Here is a 25,695-nt window from a genome sequence, read left to right as displayed (position 1 = left end):
ACTCGTGCCCTCCTTCGTGAGGGCACTTATCTTCCTTCTATCCCAACAAAGAGTGCTCTATGTTTTTTGAATGGCAAGGCAACGAACCCGCAACGTTGCAATGCGTAGACAAGTTTTTTGAAACCGATGACACGGTTTCCATCCGTCTCGCTGATCTCACTGAATCGCTGCTTTTTCAATTTAAGCCAGGCCAGTTCGTTAACCTTGGTGTAGAGATCGACGGCAAGATGGAATTTCGTGCCTACTCAATCAGTTCGCTGGCTGGTGAAGAATACCTTCAGTTCACCATCAAACGAGTTGAGGGGGGCAAAGTGTCGAACTTCATCATCGACTCTCTGCTTATCGGAGATACGGTTCAAGCCCTCGCCCCTGCGGGTGAGTTTAATTGTGTTGATCACCCACCACGTGAATTAGATGGACAAGGGAAAGCACTCTTGATCAGCGCTGGATGTGGTGTCACTCCCGTTTTTGCCATGGCCAAACATTGGCTGAGTAACGAGATGAATGTCGATATTGAGTTTCTTCATATTGCCCGCTCAGCCCAAGAAACGATCTATTTTGATCACCTATCCACCTGCCAGTCGGCCTATGCTCATTTCCATTTAAAGCTGCTGCTCAAAGATGCCCAAGGTACAACGCACCCACAAGGGCGATTCAATGCGCAATGGCTGCAAGATTTGGTGCCAGACTTTGCCACTCGTACCATCTATCTCTGTGGGCCAAATCAGTTTATGCAAGACACGCAAGACTATTTGCAAGCCTTAGGGTTTGATATGAACCACTTTTATCACGAAAGTTTTACCCCAGAGAAAGTCGAAGCTATGGAAGCGAGCGATGAAGAGGTTTGTATTTCGGTGCCTGACTTCGCCCAAACCATCAACGCCAAGAAAGGTCAGTTGTTGGCAGATGTACTTGAAAATGCGGGTCTGCCGTTGATTGTCGCTTGTCGCAGTGGCATTTGTGGCTCATGTAAGTGCAAAGTGGCGAGTGGCCAAGTGCGTTCCATCAGCCAAGAAACGCTCACCGCCGACGAAATTGCGCAAGGTTATGTTCTGGCTTGCTCATCGCACATCGAATCGGATCTGGACGTGAGCTTGCACTAACAAGCTATGCATTTGATAAACAAACGCCCTCACGATTGAGGGCGTTTTCACGTGCGGTGGATACGCTGTTAATTGAAGCGCAGCACTTTCAGCGCGGCTTCACTGTCGATATCCATAAACTCAGGGGGATTGTCCAAACGCTCACGGAAGGTCAACTGAGGCGCTTCTTCTTTCATGCTTTCAATCAAGAAATCACTGCTCACTGCGGGAGAGTTAACGCATGCCAACACCTCACCTTGTTCTGTCAATAACTCTGGCAGACGGCGAAGAATCTTCTGGTAATCCTTGGTTAGTGCAAAACTGCCCTTTTGAAACGACGGCGGATCAATAATCACCAAATCATAAGGGCCCGCTTTTTTGATTTTTCCCCAAGATTTAAAGATGTCGTATCCCAAGAAGCTTACCTGATTGATGTTGTGCTCATTTAACTTGTGGTTGTCACGCCCTTTCGACAATGACGATTTGGCCATATCGACGTTCACCACTTTGTCCGCTCCACCCGCGATCGCCGCAACAGAGAAACCACAGGTGTAGGCAAACAAGTTGAGTACATTTTTGTGTTTGGCATTTTCGCGTACCCAATCGCGACCATAGCGCATATCCAAAAAGAGACCAAAGTTCTGATTTCGGCCAATATCTAATTGATATTTCAGGCCACTTTCGACAACCACAGGACGTGCTTCCAACTCGCCAACCAACACTTCGGCTGGATCACCATCGGCATAGCGGTGCTGAATCACCACGCAACGACCAAGCTTCTCTTGCCACAATGGTGTGTGCGTTAGGGCTAACAAACCTTCTCTGAGGCATTGCAAGAACGCCTCATCCACTTGTTTGAAGAGATTGACGATCAACTGGCCGTGCAGCCAATCACAGGTAATTTGTTCTAGCCCTTCAAAACGTCGGCCACGCCCATGAAAAAGACGGCGAATCTCATCGGGAGCTTGCTGTAACTGCGATTCGACATGCTGGAAAAATGTCGTTAGGTGTGATGCTTGCATCTCTGTCTCTACTCATTCGTTTATTTATTGATGGTTGGCCAGTTGAGTTGCCAAGGTGTTAACCATTGTTCAATCGCCTGGTTAAGCGCCTCGCTGTTCCATTTCTCACCCAAGGCGGGTTGATTTCTCGGGTCGCACACGAAGTGGTATTGCTCACCTTGGTATTGGAAACCAAGACAAAACGCGTGCAAGTAACCACGATCGGAATCGCTGCCCGCATTGTAGATGGGATCGCCAATAATGCTTGAGCCTACCGATTTTAACGCCACGCGGATCTGGTGGGTTTTGCCCGTGTAGGGTTTACACAGAAAGGCACGTTCTCCCGGTTCTCCGGCAAGGGAAAAGAACTGCGTGATGGCGGGATTTTGCTTACTGTTGACCAGCTTCCAGCTGGCCCGTCGTGAGCGTTCCATATCGCCAATAACGGTACCTTGTTTTTTCTTTGGCTTCTTCGCACCAATGGCGAGATAGAACTTCTCCACCTCTCGTTGCGCAAAGCGTTGTGACAGCGCGCTGGCCGCCGTGCTGTTTCTTCCCAGCAGCAAAATACCAGAAGTCATTTTGTCCAAACGATGAATGAGGTAAAGCTGCTCATCTCCACTCACTTTCGCGACTTCTTGGAGCAACATGGTGTCGCCATCGTCCTTATGTACCGAAACATGCGGGTATTTGTTGATGATTAAAAAATCGGGATGGGTGAAGAGTATGTCAAACATGGCGTAAAAAGCGTTTAAGCCCAATGAAGCGTCAATGGCTGGTTTCAAGAATAAGGGCGAAGTATACCCTTTATCACCATGAATACCAGCCAAAGAGCCAGAGTGCGTCGGTGTTACGCGATACGGAACTTACCAATCAACTGTTCAAGCTGTGCCACTTTGCTTCCCAGCCCAGCCACGCTGGCTGAGCTGCGATTGGCAAGTGCAAGAGATTGCTCTGAGATGTCACTGATGGCCGTGATGTCAGAGGCGATTTCTTTGGTCACGGCGGTCTGTTCCTCTGCGGCGGTCGCGATTGAATTCACCATGCTTTGCACGTTCGCCGCTCCAGCCACGATCGCCTCCAGTGACGCGACTGCACCTTGGCTTTGCTCAACACCAATTTCAACCAAACGGCAGTTGTCTTGAGTGTAAGTCACCGCATCATGCGTCCCTGATTGAATGGCTTGAATAATATCTGCGACTTCCTTGGTCGCTTTGGTGGTTCTTTCAGCTAACGCTCTAACCTCATCTGCTACCACCGCAAAACCACGGCCAAACTCACCAGCGCGGGCCGCTTCAATCGCCGCATTCAACGCCAGTAGGTTGGTTTGCGCTGCAATATCTTCAATCACCTTAATCACGCTACCAATTTGTTCGCTATGTGTTCCTAGTGCGTTCATTTGCACCGACATATCACTCATTTGCTGAGAGACTTGCTGAATGCTCGCCACCATATCGACGATCACTTTTCGCCCTTCTTCGGCTGAAGACTCTGAACGTTTGGCTTCCTCAAACGTTGAGGTGCCTTGTTGCGCGACTTCAGAGATGGTGAGGCTAAGCTCTTCGGCCGCGGTGGCAATCAAATTCGCTTTGTCAGCTTGCGCGGATGCGCCCTGAACAATGTCTCGGCTCACATTATTGAGATCGCCAGTCACCACTTGCACTTCACGGGTGACCGAAGAGATTGAGCCAATGAGACTCACAAGCGAATGCTGCATTTTATTGACGGACGCGGCGAGGTTAGCCAACTCATCGCCTGAACGATCTTCAATATCTTCTGCGGTGAGATCGCCACCAGCAACACGTTGAGCCACTTCATCTAGCTTACTCAAACGGACGGTAATCGAATTCGAAAGCAGATAAGCAATGGTACACGTAAGGACGATACCAATCGCGGTGAGTATCATGATGGTGCGTTCGATGTTCCCCAATGAACTTGATAGTTCCTCCATGGCGACATCAGCGCCAGCGAGCTCTTTTTCTGAAACCCTATCAAGCATATCTTCTATCGGAACTAGGTTGCTCTGATAGAGCGAGCGCAATCTCTGCAAACTATCATTGTCCGTATCACTACCCAGTGTTGGAAGGATTTGCGATTCAAACTGCTGAGTAAACTGCGCCATGAGCGCTGCAATTTTCTCTACTTCCCTAAAATCGGCTGTGCCTGAAGACTCAAACTTTTTCGCTTGAGCAACCACCTCAGCAAACTCTTGCTTGTTTGCAAAATAATCCTCTTGAGCCCCTTGAACACCGGTTACGGTTCCGAGCGCTCCACGGTAAACATCCCCGGCTTCATCAATCATGATTAAATAAGTGATCACCTCGGGAACATCATCATTTTGTACTTCATTGGCAATCTGATGAGACTGAGTCACTTCTATCCAAATCGTCGTCACCATCACGAGCATAATGGCCAATACACTGCCAAAGCCAGCGTATAATTTTTTTCTTACTGACATCTTCACTTTGTACGTCCTTACGTAGTTGTTCTCTTAACAACAGTATCGACCATGTTGTCAATAAATTGAGCATTATGCATCGCAAAAAAAAAACCTCCCGCAAGGGAGGTTTTACAAGTTGACGCAGTTGCTTTACAGCTTCTTGGAGAGCAATCCAGCAAAGACAAAGATAGAAATACCTAACACCATAATTTCACCTTTACCGCTTTCAAAACCGGACTTAATCCCCATTACCGCAACAATCGCGATTGCCACTGGAATGATGTATTTGACTAAGTTGTACCAAACACCAAATAGAGGGAAGGAGACTTCACCATTGTTGGTTACTTCTTTTTCAAGCTCTTCGCGACTTAAACGCCAGCCTGCGAAAATACACACCAACATACCACCCACCGCAAGGAAGATCTTATCGGTTAGCAAGTCGAAGATATCAAATGCACCAGTATCAAATAGTTTTGGACCTACACCACCTAGTGATAGTGAAGCAAAGACACACAAAGAGGCCATCACAACACTTGACGATACAACCGCTGTTGAACGCTTCATGCCTTTCTCATCGATGAGGTAAGAAACCACCACTTCTAGAAGCGAAACGGAAGAAGTCAGTGCTGCTACAGTCAAACCGATAAAGAACAGAAGTGCTAGAACTAGGCCAATGACACCACCCATTTCAGAGAACAACTGAGGGACAACAACGAATACCAAGCCAGGGCCTGCTGCTGGCTCCATGCCAAAAGCAAACATCGCTGGGAACATTGCAATACCCGCTAGGATAGCAACGCCCGTATCCATAGCCGTTACCATGCCTGTGGTTTGTACAAGGTTTTCTTTCTTCTTCAAGTAAGAGCCGTAAGTCATCATACAACCCATACCTAAGCTCAGTGAGAAGAACGCCTGACCCAGTGCTGCAAGGACAACGTTACTGTTCACTTTCGAGAAGTCCGGCATAAACAGGAACTCAAGACCTGCCATCGCGCCTGGCAACATCAAACCTTTCACCGATACGATGATGAGGATGATAAATAGCAGTGGCATTAAGACCTTGCCCGCTTTCTCGATACCGCCTGAAACACCACGCATAACAATCAAGACGTTAAGCACTAGGTAAATGCCCATCCACATCAGCGGTTGAACTGGATCAGAAATAAATGCTCCAAAGCTTGAGCCAATGTTTTCAGGGGTGCTTAAAAGACCACCACCGACTTTGAAAATATAAGCCAGTGCCCAGCCACCAACCACTGGGTAGAAACCCATGATCAATAGACCACTGAATACACCCAATACGCCTGTGAACGTCCAACGACGATCCGTTGATTTAAATGCGCCAACCGCAGAAAGACCTGTCTTACGACCAATCGCAAACTCAGTGAGCATTACGCTAAAGCCGATAAAAATTACAAAAAATAGGTAGATTGCAACGAACGCACCACCGCCGCTCTCACCTGCTGTGTAAGGGAATTTCCATATATTGCCTAAACCGACCGCAGAACCTGCGGCTGCCATTACGAAGCCTAGCTTAGACCCCCACGTGTCACGTGGCGCTGCACTTTTATTACTCGTATCCACGCTCTATCTCCAAATAAAATGTTGTGTTTGCATCTTAGATGAACGTCGAAATTGATTATGTACAAAATTTTTTACACGCAAACTATGTTTGCTTGACGTCATCTCACTAGCAAGTAAAACAGTTTAAGAATAAAATTGGAAGCCCGAACAGTCTATTTTTCCGCATAACATTTAATTAACGCGATTAAGTGCTGATTTTTTCACCAACAACTCCCCTTCAAGCTAAATTTTACAAAATATTTACAACTAACACCTATATGAACATCGTTCGCTATGACGTGAGCTATTCCTAATTTTGCTGTTTCAGCTTACTATCTGAATTGTCTGATGGTTTTTATGGGATTGTGATGGATAAGTTCTACCATTTCCTCACTCTTGCGGGGTTCGGCCTTTACTGGGTGTTAATTGCTGGTGTGACGTTCCGAGTGGTATTAAAACGTCGCGCCGTGAGCGTTTCGCTCGCATGGCTGATGATCATCTATATTCTTCCGGTCTTAGGGGTCGCTTGTTATTTCTTATTTGGCGAGCTAAATCTGGGTAGAACGCGTGCTGAACGTGCAAAATCGATGTTCTCGCCCTTCGCAACCTGGTTTTCTCAGCTAAATGATTGTCAAGCTCACACGCCAGAGTCGATGGGACGACACATCTATCGTATTGACGAACTGTGCAATACTCGACTAGGTTTGCCTGCACTCAGTGGCAACACGCTCTCTTTGCAACGTTCGCCTGAAGAAATTCTTCGCTCTATAATTCGTGATATTGAAAACGCACAAAACTCCATTCGCATGGTGTTTTACATCTGGCATCCCGGAGGCTTAGCGGACTCTGTTGCTTCAGCGCTTATCCAAGCCGCCAAACGAGGTGTGGATGTCAAACTACTACTGGATTCTGCGGGGAGCCCGCGATTTTTCCGCAGCCATTGGCATCAGATGATGGTGAGTGCAGGTGTTCACGTGGTACAAGCATTAGAAGTGAGCCCGTGGCGTATATTCTTGCGTCGTCTTGATCTGAGGCAACACCGAAAAATCATCGTTATCGACGATGAGATTGCCTACACCGGGTCAATGAATTTGGTCGACCCTGCCTACTTCAAACAAAGCAGCGGCGTTGGGCAATGGGTGGATATCATGGTGCGTTTGACAGGCCCAACGGTGAACGTTCTTTCCGCCATTCATTGCTGGGATTGGGAAGTAGAAACTGGACATCGCCAATTACCCAGACTGCCTGAATGCCCGTTAGACTCAACACAATACCAAAACCCCATTCAAGTGGTTCCATCGGGCCCAGGCATGCCAGAGAACTTGATTTCTCAAGTGTTGATTCTCGCCATCAACCAAGCGAACCACTCAGTCACGATTACCACACCTTACTTTGTGCCAAGCATCAATTTGCTCGACACATTAAAAATGACCGCACAGCGTGGTATTGATGTGCAACTGATCATTCCACACAAAAATGACTCCCTCATGGTGCAATGGGCTTCTCGCTCCTTTTACAGCGAGCTTATGGAAGCGGGTGTGAAGATCTTCGAATTTTACGGTGGGCTGCTGCACACCAAGTCAGTTGTGATAGACCAAGAGTTTTGTCTCGTTGGGACGGTCAACATCGACATGCGCAGTTTGTGGCTTAATTTTGAAGTCACACTGGCGGTGGACGATGAGCATTTCACCCAGCAAATGCACCAATTACAACAAAACTATAAATCTCAGTCTCACTCGGTGATCCCGAGTGATTGGGACAAACGCTCACTTTACTCGCGCTTTTTTGAGCGACTCTACTACCTCTTTAATCCTTTGCTGTGAAACTCACCCACAGTGACAACTTGAAAACATCCCCTTGTCGGGGATGTTTTTGCTTTGCAACCCTTGCCAAGCCTATACGCTCCATGTTTTAAATAGGGCATTCTCTCATAGACAAGGAATTAACATGTCGGAAGGCAAACAAACCAAGCTGGTCACCGCTGGACGCGATAAAAAATGGACAAATGGCGTGGTAAACCCGCCAATTCAACGTGCGTCGACGGTGGTTTTTGACACAGTGGCAGACAAACACCACGCGACCGTCAATCGAGCCAACAAAACACTTTTTTACGGCCGTCGTGGCACTCATACCCACTTCGCCTTTCAAGAAGCGATGACACAGATTGAGGGCGGTGCCGGTTGCGCACTTTACCCATGTGGCACCGCCGCCATTTCCAACGCGATTCTTTCCTTCGTCGAAACCGGCGATCATATTCTGATGGTCGATACCTGCTACGAACCGACTCGCGATTTCTGCGATAAGATCATGAAAAAAATGGGGGTAGAAACCACCTATTACGATCCGATGGTTGGAGAAGGCATTCGTGAGCTCATTAAACCCAATACCAAAGTGCTGTTTTTGGAATCTCCCGGCTCTATTACCATGGAAGTGCAAGATGTCCCAACTCTCGCACGTATTGCGCATGAGCACGCTATCATCGTGATGCTGGATAACACGTGGGGAGCAGGTGTCAACTTCTCACCTTTCGAGCATGGTGTAGACATCTCGATTCAAGCAGCAACGAAGTACATTGTTGGCCATTCGGATGTGATGCTGGGAACCGCTGTCGCAAGCGAGCCCTATTGGGATCAGTTGCGTGAGCAAAGTTATTTGATGGGACAGTGCGTCTCACCGGATGACGCCTACCTTGGTCTGCGTGGTCTGAGAACGATTGATGTACGTTTGCGTCAACACGAACAAGCCAGCCTAAAAGTAGCGCAATGGCTCGCAACCCGACCAGAAGTGGACCATGTTCGCCACCCAGCATTGGAGAGCTGCCCTGGTCACGAGTTTTTTAACCGTGATTTCACTGGCGGTAATGGCCTGTTTTCTTTTGTATTGAAGACCTCATACCCTCGCGCAACCACAGCGCTGCTCGATGGAATGAAACACTTCAGCATGGGCTATTCGTGGGGTGGATTTGAAAGCTTAATTTTAGCCAATGAACCAAAGAGTTTCTCAAGCTTACGTACTGTCGCCAATCCGAACTTTGAAGGTACCTTGATCCGCCTGCATATTGGTTTAGAAAATGTCGAAGACCTAATTGCCGATCTCGAAGCGGGGTTTGAACGTTATAACGCATTGATTCTTGAAAGAGAAACCTCTCTCAGCTAACGGCGGTTTACCTCATCAGGCGACCCACCCGCTGATGTACATCAAACAGCCCCTCATCTCTGCGGGGTTGTTTTTTATCGGTGTGCTTTACAGGGGCAATCAATTAAATGGTCATCGACCATCCCGACTGCCTGCATGAAGGCATAGCAAATGGTTTCTCCAACAAACTTGAAGCCACGCTTTTTAAGAAACTTACTGAGCGCCTTGGATTGCTCCGTGACCGCGGGCACTTCATCCATCGATTGCCATTGGTTAACAATCGGCTGATGGTCGACAAACGACCACAAAGCGTTAGACAGTGAACCAAACTCTTCTTGAAGCGCCAATGCAGCGCGTGCATTACTAAACACCGACGCAATTTTCCCACGATGTTTCACCACATCGTACTGAGCGATGACCTCCTCAACCCTTTGCTCTCCCTGTTGCGCGAGTCGTTTGAGGTCATAGCCTTCAAATGCCTCTCGATAACCTTGACGCTTTTTCAGAATCGTAATCCAACTCAATCCTGCCTGTGCACCTTCGAGCGTCATGAACTCAAAAAGTATGGTGTCGTCGTAAACAGGCTTACCCCATTCCGAATCATGATATTCACGTTCTAAAGGGTGATTCATCGCCCACGCACATGTTTTTTGTTCTGCCATCATCTAACTCCTTATAAAAACGCCCTCACAAGGTGAAGGCGTTTAGATTCCTAGGCCGATTACTTATTTCGGCACCGCCACTTTGTGGAAGAGACGATACAACACTGGCACGACAATCAGTGTCAGGATTGTCGCAAAACCCAGACCAAACATGATGGTGACTGCCATCGGTTTAAAGAAAATGTCGGGTAACAGAGGCACCATGCCCAGAATCGTGGTGATCGCCGCCATACAGACTGGGCGAACACGGCTCAACGCCGCATCCACAACCGCAACATACGGATCTTTGCCTGACTTCATCTCTATTTCGATTTGATCAAGCAATACGATACCGTTTTTCAACAGCATGCCAGACAAGCTTAAGAAGCCGAGTAACGCCATAAAACCAAATGGCGTATTGAGCGCTAACAAGCCAGTTGTTACCCCAATCACCGCCAGAGGCACCGTCAGCCAAACGATCAATGGCTCTTTCACTGAGTTAAACAAGAACACAGTGATCAAGAACATAAACAGGTAACCCATTGGCATGGTGGTAAAGAGCGACGCTTGTGCATCACGAGAGGATTCATATTCCCCCCCCCATTCCAGAGAGTAACCTGGTGGCAGTTGAATGGCTTCGATTTGTGGCATCAAACGTTTCTGTAACGTTGACGCGGTCTCTTCACCAAGAATGTCAGGGTCAGCCATCACCGTTAGCACGCGTTTGCGGTTCTTGCGCACAATAATTGGGTCTTCCCAAAGCAATTCATAGCCTAACGTCACCTGTTGAAGAGGGATGAACTCGCTTAACGCCGGGCTCCAAATTTTCATTCCTTCGATGTTACGAATGTCCACACGTTCTTCATCAGGTAAACGGGCAACAATCGGCATTAACGTCGTACCATCACGATAAATACCAATCGCCATTCCCGAAAACGACATCGCGAGGAAATCGTCCACATCCGACTTTGTGATGCCGTAACGTCTAGCTTGGCTTTCGTTAAACTGTGGCTCAAGCACTTTGGTACGTTCACGCCAGTCGTGGCGAACGTTGGTAGCCCCTGCATCGGCATACATGATATCCATCACCTGAGCGGCAATTGAACGCAATACCGTTGGATCCGAACCGATGATGCGCGCTTCGATCTTCGCACCACCGCCTGGACCTAACTCAATTTGCTTCAATTTGTAGTTGATCTCTGGGAAGTTCTCTTTGACATGCTGGCGGAATTTCGCCATCAAAGGATCAAGGGCTTCATAGCTGGTGACACGCGTAGTAATTTCACCATACGCGGCATAGCTCTTCTCTGGTGCGTAGGTCAGCATGAAACGCTGCAAACCCTTACCCGCTGTAGTCGTGATGTGCTCGACATTGTCTTGTTCGGCTAACCAGCTTTCCAACGCTTTAAGCTTGGTGTTAGTCGCTCGAATGTCCGTCCCTTCCGGCAGCCAGATATCGGCTTGGAACATTGGCGTGGTCGACGATGGAAAGAATGCCTGCTTAACCAATGTAAAGCCGTACAAACTGACGCCTAAACCCAGCACCAACACGATCATGGTCAGCCAAGCTCGCTTCATACAGAACTCTAAGAAGTTCTTGTATACCACGAAGATCATGCCGTTATACGGGTCCACTTCTTCGCCCGATTCTGACACATTCACTTTCTGGCCTTTAAAGAAAATATCGGCGAAGAAAGGCGTTAAAGAAATCGCAGTGAACCAACTCAGCATCAGAGAAATCAGCAACACGGTAAAGAGCGTGCCACAGTATTCACCTGTTGCATCTTCAGATAGACCGATAGGCGCAAACGCGGTCACCGCAATGACCGTTGCCCCAAGGAGCGGCCACTTGGTTTGCGTGACAATGTCGGTCGCGGCTTGCAGACGCGTTCGGCCTTTTTGCGTGCCAATCAATATCCCTTCAACCACCACAATGGCGTTATCCACCAGCATCCCCAGTGCGATAACCAACGCGCCGAGAGAGATACGTTGCAAGTCGATCTTGAAATACTGCATGAAGATGAAGGTACCCAGTACCGTGAGCAGCAAAATCAAACCAATTAACAGGCCAGATCGCAAGCCCATAAAGAACAACAGGACGATAATAACAATCGCAACTGCTTGCCCCAAACTCACCACGAACCCGCTGACCGACTTATCCACCTCCTTCGGTTGGCTATAAATCTCGGAGATATCAATGCCAACCGGTTGCTGGTATTTCAGTTCTGCTAGGCGACGGTCGAAGGATTTACCCACTTCCACCACGTTGACACCTTGTGCAAAAGAAACGCCGACGTTCAACGCCAGTTTGCCATTGAAGTTGATGATGTTGTTCGGCACTTCAACGTAGCCACGCTTGATATCGGCCACGTCGCGAAGATAGATCAATCCCTGAGCTCCGCTCTCGGTGATGATGAGATCGCCCAACTGATCGACGTTTTGGAACTCACCCGTAGGATGGATACGGATGTATTCATCGCCAATTCGGATCGCACCAGCGTCAGACACCACGTTTTGCGTCGAAAGCAGGTTAAAGACCGTGTTTGGTGAAATACCTAAGCTACTTAAACGCTTCATCGATATCTCGATAAACACTTGCTCTTGCTGTTGTCCAGTGACGGAAACTTTGCTGACCCCATCGACCAGTTCAAGCTCACGCCTTAAATAATCGACATAATCCAGCAGTTCTTTATAACTGTAACCATCGCCTGTGACTGCAAGTAAAATCCCGTACACATCACCAAAGTCATCAATCACTTGCGGATCATTCACTCCGGGAGGAAGCTGACCTTTAAGGTCGTTGACTTTACGACGCAGTTCATCCCAGATTTGTGGCAGATCATCCGGACCATAATTATTTTTCATGGTCACAGTGATTTGAGATAACCCGCGGCTGGAAATGGAGTTAACCTCATCCACATAAGTTAATTGCTGAATCGCTTTCTCAAGTGGATAAGTTACCTCTTCTTCAACCTGCTGAGGCGTAGCGCCCGGATAGGAGGTCACCACCATTGCGTCTTTGATGGTAAAGGCCGGATCTTCTAAACGACCTAAACCAAAAAACGCAGCCACCCCACCAATCAAAAAGATCAGCGAAATCATCCAACTAATCACACGATTTCGAATAAAATACGCTGCGACGCCCGTTACTTCATCATCGCTTTGAGGCGACACTACTGGTTTATCACTCATTGTTCGCCTCCTGAGAAATCACATTCACTTTAATGCCGTCGCGCAGTCGTGCGATACCCGCCACCACCACTTGCTCTGAATGCGTTAGCCCCTCAATAATTTGCGCACTCTCTTTCGACGCTTTACCTACAACGACTTGACGTTTGCTAACGCTATTGTCCGCGTTTAACACCCAAACAAATTTTTTCTCTCGATTCAGCTCATCCCCATCAGCATTAAAAATGGCCTCAATCGGTACACGAATACCCGAGTTCAGCTCCAGCCCGACACCTTCTCCTCGTGAAGTCACCTCAACGGCCATGCCGTCTAAGATGTACTCTTTTTCCGGCATCGGCATGGTCAGCGTGACCGTAAAGGTGCCTGTTTTTGGATCGGGCTCTGTGGTGAACTCTTTGATTTTTGCCGAGTACTCATTTCCACTGCGAACACGAACTAGGGCATCAACTTGCTCAAGCTTTTCTCTGGTGGGCTGATTGACATACAGCTGATCGGGAAGCTGAATTAAGATTTCGACTTCATCAACACTGTGAATGTTGACCACTTGCTGCCCAACTTGAACGTTTTCAAATTGATCAACACTGACTCGTGAAATGATGCCGTCAACAGGTGCTTTTAACTGTGTAAACGAGAGGCGCAGTTTTGCCAATTCAAGTTCAGCCAGTGCAATTTGGCGCTGCGCAGCGATCTCATCAAACTGAGATTTTGCCAGTAACCCTTTTTTCACCAGCGGCTCCGAGCGCTTAAACTGGCTATCCACTACCGAGAACCTTGCTTGCGCGTTATCCACGTCCAAGCGGTAATCAGTGGGGTCAAGTTCAGCAATCACATCGCCTTTTTTTATCCTATCCCCTTCTTTGACGTATAAGCTCCTGACTTCTCCGGCGACTCGAAAACTGAGGTGAGAACGTTCTGCAGCGTTTGCTACAGCAGGGAAATAGAGGCTGTCGATCATCTCTTCGTCAGTCAACGAGACAATTTTGACATTTGGGTCAGCCAAAGCGGCTGGCTGATTTTGTTGCCCACATCCGGCTAACAGTAAAGCGGCGGACAACGCGGTTAAACCAATCCATTTATTCACGTTATAGCCCTCGCTCTTTAACCCATTCACGAACTTTTATCCCTGACTCGATACCACTGACACCAGAAATAATGATTTGGTCACCATCATTGAGACCATTAACCACTTCGCGCTTGTCGTTAAGCTCCACTTCCGCGAGCTCAACAATGCTCTGATCATTCACTCGCCAAACATACTTTTTCTCATCTTGCTTAAAGATGGCAGAGGTAGGGATTTGTGTGGCAGATTGAGATTTGGCACTCACGTGGACACTACCAGCCATACCGGGGAGCACTCCAAGATCGGCAGGACGCTCCATGATCATAGTGACTTTATAACTGCCGGTTTTGGTATCCGCTTCGGTATCGATTTCTTGGAAGCGCAGTGGGAATTCACTCCCTGGGAATGCATCAAAACGCATCACCGCGTTCGGCTCAACACCCTGAGAGAAACGGCCCAATAGATGATCTGGCAACTGGAAAATCACCTTCATCAATTGATTGGTTTGGATATTCATTACACCTTGTTTGGCCGCAACGTATTCGTGATTTTCAGCTGGAATAAGAGAAATGGTGCCATCATAAGGTGCAATCAGCTTAGTGTAACGAAGGTTGGCCTCAGCTTGCTCTAACGTAGCGCGCGCAGAGTTGTGGTTGGCTTGTGCTTGATCGAAGTCTTGCTCAGAGACCACCTTATCGGCGCGAAGCTTTTTGTAGCGCTCATATTGCACATCCGCCAGTTTAAAATTCGCTCTCGCTTGTTTTGCCAGCAAAGCGTACTCATCTGGGTTCAAGGTGGCTAAAACCTGCCCTTTTGTCACTCTTTGACCTGCAGTAACATCAATGGTCTGCAATTGTCCAGGGACACGAAATGTTAAAACTGCCTTATCACCCGCTTCAGAAACAGCAGGAAAAGTTCGTTCAAATTTGGCGTCACCCACCGACACCGTGAACAACTTGGCAGGCCGCGAATCGGGTTCGGGAATAGGAGGAAGCTCTCGACCACATCCTCCCAATGCTGTGGCGACAGCAAGAAAAACCAATGCTTTTCTCATGGTTATCATCCTGTTAGAAAATGTTCTCTATACCTTAGATGAAACTATGATTTTGTTCCAGTTAACAGCTTTGTAAATATCTGAAATTTAATAAAATGAGAGCAAGGTTAAACCTTGCTCTCATGAAAATTGCCCAAGAAGGGTTATTTTTACTAAAACAAACTTAAAGTTTGTTAAATTCACGGTTCACTTTGAAGGTATCGGAAGTGACATACGCTTCCATATCACGCACTTTGTTTTCAATTCGATTGAAATCCGCTTCAAGGATCGCCAACAAGGATTCCGCCGTTTGCCCTTGCTGCCAAGGTTTGGCTTTGAGCTTATGGTCATGACGCATTTTTAAATCCTCTTGGTACTGGATTGGTTGCTTTTCCAACATAAATGTCAGGGCAACGTACGCCAGAATAACCAGAAAACTTCCGCCTAACAGCGCCGCAGAAATCACTAGGATTCGAATCAACCAAACTTCAATGGCCAAGTAGTTTGCAATACCCGCGCAGACACCACTCAATTTGCCGTTGACTGGGTCACGGTAGAGCTCTCGACTATTCATAGCGACGTCTCCAATTTGGGTTTTCCGCATCGAGGATACGTTCCAAGGTGTCTATGCGTGATTGAAGCTTTTCCGCTTGACCGGACAAAGACTCCAACTTCTGCAAATCTATGTCCGACAAACCGCTACCTACTTTGCGCTGACTGCGATAGTGAAGAAATAGCCACAGTGGTGCGACAAAAATCAGAAATACGATTAATGGCCCTGCAATCATAAATGTCGTCATAGATGGCTCCTTTGCTTATTTTTGTTGTGAGTTCACTTGTTCTTTTAACTTTGCCAACTCTTTTTCAATTTCATCCTGAGCTTGAAGCTCAGCAAATTCCTGTTCCAATGATTTTGATGAACCTGAGTTGGCGTAGAGATCCGCTTCGGCTTCCAGCTCATCCACTTTACGAGCGTATTGCTCAAACTTTGCCATCGCTTCATGCGTGCGGCCGGAACTCAAATGACGCTGAACATCACGACGATTGGAAGCCGTTTGATTGCGGATCATCAAAGCTTGCTGCTTCGCGCGCGTTTCGGCAATTTTGGTTTCCAATTTGCCAATTTCGCCAGTCAGTTTCTCAATGGTTTCTTCCACAAGAGTTTGCTCTGTATGCAAACCTTTGATCAAGTCTTGTAGCTTTTGCTTTTCAATTAATGCTGCACGCGCCAAATCTTCACGTTGCTTAGTCAGCGCCAATGTCGCTTTCTGTTGCCAATCCGAAATTTGGCTTTCCATTGCTTCCACTTTACGAGCGAGCTCTTTTTTATCCGCAATGGCTTTCGCCGAGTTGGTACGCACTTCGACCAGCGTGTCTTCCATTTCTTGAATGATGAGACGAATCATTTTTTCCGGATCTTCTGCTTTATCCAGCAGCGCACTGATATTGGAATTGATGATGTCTGCAAAACGAGAAAAAATACCCATGATGGAACTCCTCTATTAGTCTCGATATCGTGCTTTTGTCTAAAAATGCACTCAGTCAGTGTTCTAGTTATTAACGTTATAACAAGAAGCATGCCAAAGTTGATTTTCTTTATTTTTCAATAAAATAGAATTCAACTTGTCTCTCACCGAGCCTATGCTATGATGATTTTCACCAAATATTGGTGAATTTAACCAATTTTGTTTCCCAAACGCTCACTAAGAAGGAACTTATGAAGCAAAACTTGATCGGAGAATCACCTGCCTTTCTGTCTGTCCTCGACAAAGTGTCAAAACTGGCACCGATTGAGCGTCCAATCTTGATCATTGGTGAGCGAGGCACAGGTAAAGAACTGATCGCTCAGCGCTTGCATTACCTGTCTAAACGTTGGGATAAGCCCCTACTCTCTCTCAACTGTGCCACCTTGTCTGAAGGTTTAATCGACTCCGAGTTGTTTGGCCATGAATCCGGTTCTTTTACGGGCTCAAAGGGGAAACATAAGGGGCGATTTGAACGTGCAGAAGGCGGTACCCTGTTTCTTGATGAGCTGGCCACTGCGCCTTTGATGGTACAAGAAAAATTGTTACGAGTGATCGAATACGGTGAGTATGAGCGCGTGGGTGGCCATCAGCCACTGACCGCGGACGTTCGCTTGGTGTGTGCGACCAATGCGGATCTGGTAAAAATGGCCGAAGAAGGTCAGTTTCGCGCTGACTTGCTCGACCGACTCGCGTTTGATGTCATTACGCTACCGCCATTACGAGAGCGCCAAGAGGACATTTTGTTGCTCGCCGAGCACTACGCGATAAAAATGTGCCGCGAACTCAAACTCGATTACTTTGTTGGCTTCACGTCCCATGCGAGTTCACAACTGATTGCGTATCGCTGGCCGGGCAACGTTCGAGAGCTGAAAAACGTGGTGGAACGTGCCATTTATCGTCACGGCCTGAACCCAGATCCGATTGATGAATTGATTTTTAATCCCTTCGCTACCGGATGGGAGAGCGAAAAGGCCGAACAAGAGCAACCGAATGCATCAAGTACTGCTTCAAGTTCAACAAGCAACGATCAAGTCTCTCCGCCAGCAACGACCGAGATTTCGTTTCCCATTGATTACAAACAGTGGCAGGAAGAGCAAGACATCAAGCTACTCAATCAAGCCTTGGAAGCCAGTAAATTCAACCAGCGCCAAGCCGCCGATCTTTTAGGGCTCAGCTATCACCAGTTCCGAGGTATGGTGAGAAAATACGCTTTGGTCGGACAAAACTAGACCTAGGTCCACCAGCAATTTGTCGGCAAGGTGTTACACTTAATTCAAAGAAAATACGCTTACTTAACGCTTTGCTGAAAAACGAATTTCTGTTTGGAGCAAGGTAAATTAAATGGTAAATTAGCCGGATCTTTTGGCGCTGACAAAGGCGTACATTCATACGATACGTTTCATTTTATGAAAACACTAATACAACTCACATTGGGATTATTAGGCTTTAGCTTATTAACCGGGTGTGGCAAAGACATTGACCACAAAGAAGTACGCCAAACTGGCTTTGTTTTTTGTGGGCAAAGCAATCTTAAAACCTTCAACCCTCAGTTGATTGATAGCGGTATTACGGCAGATACACTGAGCCCGCAGATTTTCGATACCCTTTTAACGCTTGATCCACAAACACATCAGCCCATTCCGAGCCTTGCTGAAAGTTGGAAGGTCAATAAAACAGGTACAGAATACACGTTTACCCTACGCAAAAATGTCACTTTTCAAACCACAGCATGGTTCGCCCCGACCCGTCAGTTAAACGCAGAAGATGTTGTTTTCAGTTTTCGTCGAATTATCGACCCATCTCATCCTTTCCACCTCGTCGGTGGTGGTCACTACCCTTGGTTTGCGGGCATCGATTTAGCCAACTTACTTGTGGATGTTGTCGCGATCTCCGATCGCCAAGTAAAATTTACGCTCAGCCGTCCCAATTTTGCTTTCTTATCCAACCTCGCTACCACCCATTCGGTCATTCTTTCTGCGGAGTATGCGAATCAGTTGGCGGCTGCCGATACAAAAGAGCGTATCGATATGTATCCCGTTGGCAGTGGCCCATTTTTATTGGAGGAATATCAGATCAACGATTTGGTTCGTTTGCGTCGCCACGAAGGCTATTGGCGGAACCCGGTAAAAATGGAACAAGTGGTTTTCGATATTTCACAACGTGGTACGGGCACGCTTGCCAAACTACTGCGTAACGAGTGCGATGTGTTGCGCTCACCCATCTCCAGCCAGATCCCGATTATTGAAAACAACCCCAATATGGAACTGACGGCAACGCCGGCGATGAATGTGGCGTTTATCGCCATCAATACCAGCCATTCTGCACTAAAAGATGTGCGTGTGCGCCAAGCGTTGAACCTCGCGATCAACCGACAAAATATCCTCGACTCCGTCTACTATGGAACAGGAACAAAGGCGTACACCTTGCTGCCACCGAACTCTTGGGCATACCAAAAAGACAGTGTCAAAGTGCGCTTTGATCGTAACTATGCACTTGCGCTAATGCGTGAAGCTGGGTACGAGCAAGGCTTATCACTTACTATGTGGGTACCACTCGAACCACGTGTTTATAATCCAAGTCCACGTAAAACCGCCGAACTGATTCAGTCTAACTTGGCTGATATCGGCATTGAACTGATTCTGATCACTGATGAACGAACCGAGCGCGTAACCGTTGATCATTCTCAAGGTGATTTGTCTCTCACTGGGTGGGTTGGCGACACAGGCGATCCGGATAACTTCTTACGCCCACTGCTTTCTTGCAGCTCTGAAAGAGCGGGGATTAACGTAGCCATGTGGTGCAACAGCGACTTCGATTTCTTACTCGATTTGGCGTTGGAAACAGAGAAAAGTCGATATCGCCTAAACTTATATCGCCAAGCACAGAACATTCTCAATGAAGAATTTCCAGTGATTCCATTGGCACACGGCGTTCAGTTCAGAGCTCACGACAAATCGTTGATTGGCTTTAAATCCAGCCCATTTAACTCCCAACCATTTGACAGTGTAGAGAGAGTTTACTGATGTTTTGGTATACAGTACGACGCTTAAATCTATTTGTAATTACACTGGCCATTTTAACCATGGTTGGTTTTTCGATCTTACGCTTAGACCCAGAATCGGTATGGGCTCAAGCAGATTATTGGCATGGTTGGTCTATCTATCTTTCTGAGCTGGCACAGTTAAACTTTGGCGTGAGTAAAAATGGCGTTGCAATCTATGATGAACTCGCCGTTGTTTTCCCTGCCACCCTAGAGTTGTGTTTCTTTGCCTTTTTGGTCGCGCTGCTTATTGGTATCCCCTTTGGCACGATTGCGGGCATGAAGCAAGGCAAGTGGGTCGATACCACCATCTCTTTTGTCTCCATGTCTGGCTACTCAGCCCCGCTCTTTTGGGTCGCACTATTGATGCTGATGGTGTTCTCTCTCCATTTCGAGATATTTCCTGTCTCTGGGCGCTATGACCTACTTTATGAAATCAAACACGTAACTGGTTTTGCCATCATCGATGCGTTTCTTGCTAAAGGGCCTTACAAAGCTCATGCACTGCAGAGCGTCATTGAGCATATGGTGCTGCCCTGTTTGGTCTTGGCGCTGGCGCCAACCACACAAGTGATCGGATTGATGAGAGCCTCGGTCGCAGATGTGATGAGCAAAAACTATATTCGCGCCGCTCGAATTAAAGGTTTGACTACCCGTGAAATTGTCACTCAGCATGTGTTACGTAACGCCATCCCACCTATTATCCCTAAAGTTGGCGTACAGCTTTCTAGCATGTTAACACTGGCTATCATCACAGAATCGATTTTTAACTGGCCGGGTATTGGTCGTTGGCTATTAGATGCGCTCTCTAATCGCGATTACGTGTCGATTCAAGCGGGAGTGATGGTCGTAGCGACGTTAGTACTCACAGCCAACATTTTGTCGGATCTGATTGGCGCAATCATCAATCCACTGGTAAGGAAGGAATGGTATGCTAACCGATAGTGTTTACCAGGAAGAGCATATTCCGACTCAATTTGAGCGCTTTTGGCGTAGTTTCCGCAATAATAATCTCGCCATGTTTGGATTGTGGTGTTTGATCTTGTTGTTGCTGGTTACCATCAGCGCACCTTGGTTGGTTCCACATGATCCTCAGCAGCAAACCGCGCAATTGCTGGTACCGCCATCATGGAGCCCTGCAGGAACAGTTGAGTACTTTCTTGGTACTGATGATTTGGGCCGAGACATCCTCTCGCGACTGATTATGGGAGCTCAACCCACTTTAGGCGCCGCGATCATCATCACCGCCATTGCCGCCATCATTGGCTGCTTTATCGGTGTTCTTGCCGGGATGACACGCGGACTTCTTTCCAGTACGTTGAACCACTTACTGGATACGGTCATGTCCATTCCATCACTGCTTTTGGCGATCATCTTTGTCGCGTTCTTTGGTGTGGGTGAATTCACCGTGTTGTTGGCCGTTGGGCTTGCGCTTATTCCGCGTTTTATTCGTTCGGTTTATATTGCAGTGCATACTGAAGTTGAGAAAGACTACGTGATGGCGGCACGCCTTGATGGCGCCAACAACTTTTACCTGCTTTGGAACTCGATTTTACCCAATGTGCTGATTGTCATTGCCACTGAGATTACTTTAGCCCTTTCTGTGGCCATATTAGACATCACCGCGCTTGGCTTTCTGGGGTTGGGGGCACAAGCACCAAGCACCGAATGGGGCGCAATTCTTGGCGATTCCGTGGAGCTGATCTATCTCGCGCCTTGGACCGTAACACTGCCTGGTTTATCCATTATGTTTACCGTTATCGTTATCAACCTTGTCGGTGATGGCGTACGCCGAGCACTCAATGCGGGGATTGAATAATGCCGTTATTGGATATTCGTCATTTGACGATCGAAATTGAGACACCGCAAGGCTTAGTAAAAGCCGTTGACCGCATGAGCCTCACGCTAAATGAAGGTGAAATTCGCGGTCTCGTTGGCGAATCAGGCTCGGGTAAAAGCTTAGTCGCCAAAGCCATCGTTGGGGTATGTAAAGACAACTGGAAAGTCACCGCCGACCGTATGCGATTGGGCAACATTGATCTGCTGCAACTCACGCCAAGTGAGCGTCGACGAGTCATTGCTCGCGACATCGCAATGATTTTCCAAGAGCCATCCACCTGTCTTGACCCGTCTGAAGAAGTGGGTAAGCAGTTGATTGAATCGATTCCATCACGCACTTTTGACGGAAAATGGTGGGAACGTTTCAAATGGCGTAAGAAACGCGCCATTGCCCTTCTCCACAAAGTTGGGATTAAAGACCATGTACGCTTAATGAAGAGCTATCCTTATGAGCTTACAGATGGTGAATGTCAAAAAGTGATGATTGCGATGGCAATAGCCACCGCACCTAAGCTCTTGATTGCCGATGAACCCACTAATGACTTAGATCCAATCACTCAGAACCAGATTCTGCGTTTGCTAAGTCGCATGAATCAGTTGAACAACACCACGATTCTGCTCATCGGCCACGACTTAACCAATATTACCCAATGGGCTAACCGTATTACGGTAATGTACTGTGGGCAATCAGTAGAGTCTGCTGATACAGATAGTATTTTGGAGGCGCCAAAGCACCCATACACCGCTGCGCTATTGAAAGCGATGCCTGATTTTAGCCACTGGATTCCTCACAAACAAAAGTTGCAGTCTCTACCGGGGTCGATCCCGCCATTGCAGCATTTGCCTATTGGCTGCCGTTTGGGGCCACGCTGCCCTTATGCACAGCGCCAGTGTGTGGAGATCCCTTATGCACGCCGCATTAAAAATCATAAGTTTAGCTGTCATTTCCCTCTTAACACGGAGAAAGATTCATGAGTGCCTTGTTAGAGGTAGAGAACCTATCCAAGAACTTTGTCACGCGTTCGGGCTTGTTTAAACGCAGAGTACAACAAGCGGTCAAACCGGTCAGCTTTACGCTCGAAGCGGGTCAAACCATTGGTTTTATTGGCCAAAATGGTTCAGGGAAATCAACACTAGCCCGTATGCTGGCGGGCATGGTGGAACCGACTTCTGGCGAAATTCGTGTCAACGGCGAGCGACTCGAGCACCGAGATTACGCCACGCGCTGCAAACTGATTCGGATGATTTTCCAAGATCCCAACACCTCGTTGAATCCACGTATTCAAATCGGGCGTATTTTGGAAGGTCCACTCAAGCGAAACACCAATATGCCACCAGAAGCACGTCTAAAACGGGTTAAAGACACGCTATTGCGGGTTGGCCTGTTACCCGAACACGCCTATTTTTATCCGCAAATGCTGGCAACCGGGCAAAAACAGCGTGTCTGCTTAGCACGAGCCTTGATTCTACAACCCTCTATCATCGTTGCCGACGAAGCGCTAAACGGCTTAGACATGGCAATGCGCTCACAAATCATCAACCTCTTTTTAGAACTGCAAGAAGAGATGGGCGTATCGTTTGTCTACGTATCACAACACATCGGTATCGTTAAACACATCACCGATAAAGTGATGGTGATGCATGATGGAGAAGTGGTGGAATCTGGAGATACGCAAATCGTGTTGAGCGATCCACAGCATCCTCTTACACAACGCTTGGTCGAAAACCATTTCTACAAAACCCCTTCTCACTACTAGTAGAAGCCATCTGTCAGCGTGATGAGAAAATAGTCAGCGAAGCAAGGAGCAATGCATGAATAACATTTGGGTGAAACCACTGATTGGCATTGCTCTCCTGCTTTTGACATCGGGCACTCATGCAGTGGAGAAAACGTGGCTTCAACCCGCCTTCGTCAGCAACGCATTCATTCAAGTGGCATTGCGCAATGAATATAGCCCAGGGGAAAAAAAAGTTCGCAAATGGCACACGCCGATACGTGTGTACGTTGAGCATCAGGTCGCAGATAAAGCGCTGCATGCATCGCTATTAAAAATGCACCTGCGTGATTTGTCCGCCATCACAGGCCTCTCAATTGAGACCACCAGCGACAAAGCGCAAGCCAACGTTGTTTGGGTGTTCACCCAAGAATCGAGCTATCAAAGTGAAGTCAAACGTCTCATGGGACGCAAATCTGCCAACAATCTGGGCAGCGCGGTTTGCAAAGCGGGTTTTAAAACTCGCCAAAGTGCCATCTATTACGCTGCGATTGTTATTCCTGTCGACAAAGCACGCGAGCACGGCAAATTAGTCGCTTGTATTGTGGAAGAAGTCACGCAGGTTCTTGGCCTGCCTAACGATTCAGATCAGGCTTACCCTTCTATTTTTAATGACAATTCCCCAGAAGAGTTACTCTCACCACTCGATATCGTTCTACTCAAGTTGCTTTATCAACCGGAGATTAAAGCCGGTATGTCGGAGGCGGAAGTCAAACCAGTGCTAAGTACACTGCTCACGCGTTTCGCCGACAACGGCACCTTATCTCAATCCGTCGATGTCGCGACGCAAACCGAGCTGTTTCAGTTTATTGGGTATTGATCGTTAAGCGGTTCAAAGCCGTTAAATTGCTATACGGCGATAAAAAAACGGCGCTGAATCGCACCGTTATGTTCTGTGATTGACCAGAGCGTTTTATCTCTTCGCCGCCTGTTTTTTCAGTTCAAAGTCAAACTCATCAGGGAACAGCACCACCCCTTCCTCATTAATGCTCGGAAACACGACAACCGATAGCTCGTCGTCTTCTAAGCCACGAGTCCAGCGGCTGTGCCACTTGTTTAGCGAGATCGATTCCGCTTGGCACTCTTGCCAATCGCCCGTGGCCCACTCTTCGGCAAACTCTTTATTTGGCCAAACCGGTACGCACTCTTCCTCTTCGCTGTTGAGCATTACGCAGCCATGCTCATCAGTGAGGATCCATACTTGGCGCTGGGCGACAATTTCCTTCACGCAGTAACGTAAACGCTGCTCTTGATCGTAACTATTAATAGTACGAATTTGATCTTGGGATAATGGTGTGGTCATTGCGCCTCTCCACTTTTGCCTTTTGGCGACATTTAATTAAAAACGCCCACTTGCCGTGGCAAATGGGCGTTTCCATTATGGTGCAAAGTCTCATCGAGTACCAGCGAGACTCTTTCACTCTGTGCGACTGATTACGCAAGCTCAACTTGAAGCCAAGGCCAGCCTTGCTTCTTACGACTTAGCGTGTTTTCCATCATCAGCAGGCCATCTTTTTCATGCTTAGCCAGTTTGTCTGACCACTCACCTTTGTAGATCAAGCGAGTCCATGCTGTCGTGATGTCAGTGAGCATAACAGCAGCAAACGCAAGGCCATCTTCGTCACAACGACGTTGTAGGTCTGCTTCTAGTGCTTCGATCATGCCATCTACTTGCTCAAGCGTTGCCAGTTCAACTTGGCCTACAACCACGTCACGACCATTGAATGGGTAACCTTTCAGATCTTTCTCTACAAGCTGTGCAGCAGACAGACCTTCAATGTTTGTTTTCGCGATCAGTAGATCTTTAGTGAACGCATCAATATCAGTAACACCGGCAATTTGCGCAAGCTCTGCTACTGCATCTTTATCTTTTTGCGTACAAGTTGGAGAAGCAAAACCTACGGTGTCAGACAGGATTGCAGACATCATTAGCTTAGCGATTTTTTCAGAGATCGCGTGACCTTCAATCTTAAACATGTTGAACAGAACGGTGTTAGTACAACCAACAGGCCAGATCCATGCTTCCATTGGGTTTACGGTCATGACGTCACCAAGACGGTGATGGTCAACGATACCCGCAACTTCAGCTTCAGCGATATCATCAGGCGCTTGCGCAAGATCTGAGTAATCCACCAACCACACCGTTTCACCGGCTACTGATGTACGTAGCTCAGGAACCTCTGCACCAGCCACTTCAAGAATGTGCTGTGTTTCGCGGTTGATTTCGCCTTGACGAATCGGCATCGCTTCAACGCCACGCGCTTTTAGCAGCTCAGTGGCTACGATGGCACTACAAATACTGTCACTGTCTGGGTTTTTATGACCTACAACTAGAATCATTATCTTTCCTATCCAAGTCTCGTTATTCCTG

General features: G+C 47.6%; 23 protein-coding genes. 10 read left to right on the top strand and 13 right to left on the bottom strand.

Translation table 11 applies throughout. From position 1 onward, the window contains the following. Positions 1 to 59: 59 nt before the first annotated feature. Positions 60 to 1,103 carry a hybrid-cluster NAD(P)-dependent oxidoreductase gene (locus FC652_RS02335; RefSeq protein ID WP_176297335.1) on the top strand — a complete coding sequence of 348 codons (1,044 nt, stop codon included), beginning with the start codon at positions 60 to 62 and terminating at the stop codon, positions 1,101 to 1,103. A 68-nt stretch (positions 1,104 to 1,171) separates the two neighbouring features. Here FC652_RS02335 and FC652_RS02330 read toward each other — a convergent pair whose 3' ends face one another. The 4 genes from FC652_RS02330 to FC652_RS02315 all read right to left on the bottom strand — a co-directional run bounded on the left by FC652_RS02330 (position 1,172) and on the right by FC652_RS02315 (position 6,107). Continuing rightward, complete coding sequence (locus FC652_RS02330) at positions 1,172 to 2,104, bottom strand: class I SAM-dependent methyltransferase (RefSeq protein ID WP_080535985.1); 933 nt, start codon at positions 2,102 to 2,104, stop codon at positions 1,172 to 1,174. A gap of 20 nt (positions 2,105 to 2,124) precedes the next feature. Continuing rightward, positions 2,125 to 2,820, bottom strand: a complete 696-nt coding sequence (locus FC652_RS02325; protein ID WP_011150063.1) for a TIGR01621 family pseudouridine synthase — start codon at positions 2,818 to 2,820, stop codon at positions 2,125 to 2,127. 113 nt (positions 2,821 to 2,933) lie between these two features. After that, complete coding sequence (locus tag FC652_RS02320) at positions 2,934 to 4,547, bottom strand: methyl-accepting chemotaxis protein (RefSeq protein WP_176297334.1); 1,614 nt, start codon at positions 4,545 to 4,547, stop codon at positions 2,934 to 2,936. A gap of 126 nt (positions 4,548 to 4,673) precedes the next feature. After that, positions 4,674 to 6,107, bottom strand: coding sequence for a sodium-dependent transporter (locus tag FC652_RS02315; protein WP_176297333.1), 1,434 nt, complete (start codon positions 6,105 to 6,107; stop codon positions 4,674 to 4,676). Positions 6,108 to 6,454: 347 nt separating this feature from the next. On the opposite strand from FC652_RS02315, the gene cls reads away from it, so the two are divergent. Further along, on the top strand, positions 6,455 to 7,909 hold the full coding sequence (gene cls / locus FC652_RS02310; protein ID WP_176297332.1) for a cardiolipin synthase: 1,455 nt from the start codon (positions 6,455 to 6,457) through the stop codon (positions 7,907 to 7,909). A 124-nt stretch (positions 7,910 to 8,033) separates the two neighbouring features. Next, positions 8,034 to 9,242, top strand: a complete 1,209-nt coding sequence (locus tag FC652_RS02305; RefSeq protein ID WP_176297331.1) for a cystathionine beta-lyase — start codon at positions 8,034 to 8,036, stop codon at positions 9,240 to 9,242. A gap of 74 nt (positions 9,243 to 9,316) precedes the next feature. On the opposite strand, the gene FC652_RS02300 is transcribed toward FC652_RS02305, so the two are convergent. The 7 genes from FC652_RS02300 to pspA all read right to left on the bottom strand — a co-directional run bounded on the left by FC652_RS02300 (position 9,317) and on the right by pspA (position 16,631). Then, positions 9,317 to 9,886 (bottom strand): DNA-3-methyladenine glycosylase I, encoded by a 570-nt coding sequence (locus tag FC652_RS02300; RefSeq protein ID WP_176297330.1) that lies wholly within the window; start codon positions 9,884 to 9,886, stop codon positions 9,317 to 9,319. A 60-nt stretch (positions 9,887 to 9,946) separates the two neighbouring features. Next, a complete protein-coding gene (vmeI, locus tag FC652_RS02295) occupies positions 9,947 to 13,054 on the bottom strand; it encodes an efflux RND transporter permease subunit VmeI (RefSeq protein ID WP_011080696.1) in 3,108 nt (1,035 codons plus the stop codon). Beyond that, positions 13,047 to 14,132: an efflux RND transporter periplasmic adaptor subunit gene (locus FC652_RS02290; RefSeq protein ID WP_045620156.1), complete on the bottom strand. Its 1,086-nt coding sequence runs from the start codon at positions 14,130 to 14,132 to the stop codon at positions 13,047 to 13,049. Before FC652_RS02290 ends, vmeI begins: the two co-directional genes overlap by 8 nt. 1 nt (position 14,133) lies before the next feature. Next, the gene (locus FC652_RS02285; protein ID WP_011080698.1) at positions 14,134 to 15,165 is read right to left on the bottom strand and encodes an efflux RND transporter periplasmic adaptor subunit; all 1,032 of its coding nucleotides are present in this window, start codon (positions 15,163 to 15,165) and stop codon (positions 14,134 to 14,136) included. Positions 15,166 to 15,328: 163 nt separating this feature from the next. Then, on the bottom strand, positions 15,329 to 15,748 hold the full coding sequence (gene pspC, locus FC652_RS02280; protein WP_080933266.1) for an envelope stress response membrane protein PspC: 420 nt from the start codon (positions 15,746 to 15,748) through the stop codon (positions 15,329 to 15,331). Next, a complete protein-coding gene (gene pspB / locus FC652_RS02275; RefSeq protein ID WP_011080700.1) occupies positions 15,711 to 15,944 on the bottom strand; it encodes an envelope stress response membrane protein PspB in 234 nt (77 codons plus the stop codon). Before pspB ends, pspC begins: the two co-directional genes overlap by 38 nt. A gap of 15 nt (positions 15,945 to 15,959) precedes the next feature. After that, the gene (gene pspA / locus FC652_RS02270; RefSeq protein ID WP_011080701.1) at positions 15,960 to 16,631 is read right to left on the bottom strand and encodes a phage shock protein PspA; all 672 of its coding nucleotides are present in this window, start codon (positions 16,629 to 16,631) and stop codon (positions 15,960 to 15,962) included. Between the two features lie 230 nt (positions 16,632 to 16,861). Between pspA and pspF the strand changes: the two genes are divergently transcribed. From pspF to FC652_RS02235, 7 genes are all read left to right on the top strand, one after another. Further along, complete coding sequence (gene pspF, locus FC652_RS02265) at positions 16,862 to 17,899, top strand: phage shock protein operon transcriptional activator (protein ID WP_176297329.1); 1,038 nt, start codon at positions 16,862 to 16,864, stop codon at positions 17,897 to 17,899. Between the two features lie 177 nt (positions 17,900 to 18,076). Further along, entirely contained in the window at positions 18,077 to 19,693 is a 1,617-nt protein-coding gene (locus FC652_RS02260; RefSeq protein ID WP_176297328.1) for an ABC transporter substrate-binding protein, read from the top strand. Next, the gene (locus tag FC652_RS02255; protein WP_176297327.1) at positions 19,693 to 20,655 is read left to right on the top strand and encodes an ABC transporter permease subunit; all 963 of its coding nucleotides are present in this window, start codon (positions 19,693 to 19,695) and stop codon (positions 20,653 to 20,655) included. Before FC652_RS02260 ends, FC652_RS02255 begins: the two co-directional genes overlap by 1 nt. Beyond that, positions 20,642 to 21,529, top strand: a complete 888-nt coding sequence (sapC, locus tag FC652_RS02250; RefSeq protein ID WP_176297326.1) for a putrescine export ABC transporter permease SapC — start codon at positions 20,642 to 20,644, stop codon at positions 21,527 to 21,529. The genes FC652_RS02255 and sapC overlap by 14 nt, the downstream gene beginning before the upstream one ends. Beyond that, positions 21,529 to 22,524, top strand: a complete 996-nt coding sequence (locus FC652_RS02245; RefSeq protein WP_080535974.1) for an oligopeptide/dipeptide ABC transporter ATP-binding protein — start codon at positions 21,529 to 21,531, stop codon at positions 22,522 to 22,524. The genes sapC and FC652_RS02245 overlap by 1 nt, the downstream gene beginning before the upstream one ends. Then, on the top strand, positions 22,521 to 23,306 hold the full coding sequence (locus tag FC652_RS02240) for an ATP-binding cassette domain-containing protein (protein WP_017422227.1): 786 nt from the start codon (positions 22,521 to 22,523) through the stop codon (positions 23,304 to 23,306). Before FC652_RS02245 ends, FC652_RS02240 begins: the two co-directional genes overlap by 4 nt. A 55-nt stretch (positions 23,307 to 23,361) precedes the next feature. Beyond that, positions 23,362 to 24,144 carry a DUF2927 domain-containing protein gene (locus FC652_RS02235; protein ID WP_176297325.1) on the top strand — a complete coding sequence of 261 codons (783 nt, stop codon included), beginning with the start codon at positions 23,362 to 23,364 and terminating at the stop codon, positions 24,142 to 24,144. A gap of 93 nt (positions 24,145 to 24,237) precedes the next feature. Here FC652_RS02235 and FC652_RS02230 read toward each other — a convergent pair whose 3' ends face one another. After that, positions 24,238 to 24,627, bottom strand: a complete 390-nt coding sequence (locus FC652_RS02230; protein ID WP_103193155.1) for a DUF2750 domain-containing protein — start codon at positions 24,625 to 24,627, stop codon at positions 24,238 to 24,240. 131 nt (positions 24,628 to 24,758) lie between these two features. Next, positions 24,759 to 25,664 carry a manganese-dependent inorganic pyrophosphatase gene (locus tag FC652_RS02225; RefSeq protein WP_026130783.1) on the bottom strand — a complete coding sequence of 302 codons (906 nt, stop codon included), beginning with the start codon at positions 25,662 to 25,664 and terminating at the stop codon, positions 24,759 to 24,761. Positions 25,665 to 25,695: the final 31 nt, after the last annotated feature.

The organism is Vibrio sp. 05-20-BW147, assembly GCF_013369385.1.
Taxonomy (GTDB): Bacteria; Pseudomonadota; Gammaproteobacteria; order Enterobacterales; family Vibrionaceae; genus Vibrio; species Vibrio floridensis.
The sequence above is the reverse complement of the archived record's forward strand: the minus strand, read 5'-3'. Positions and strand labels throughout refer to the sequence as shown.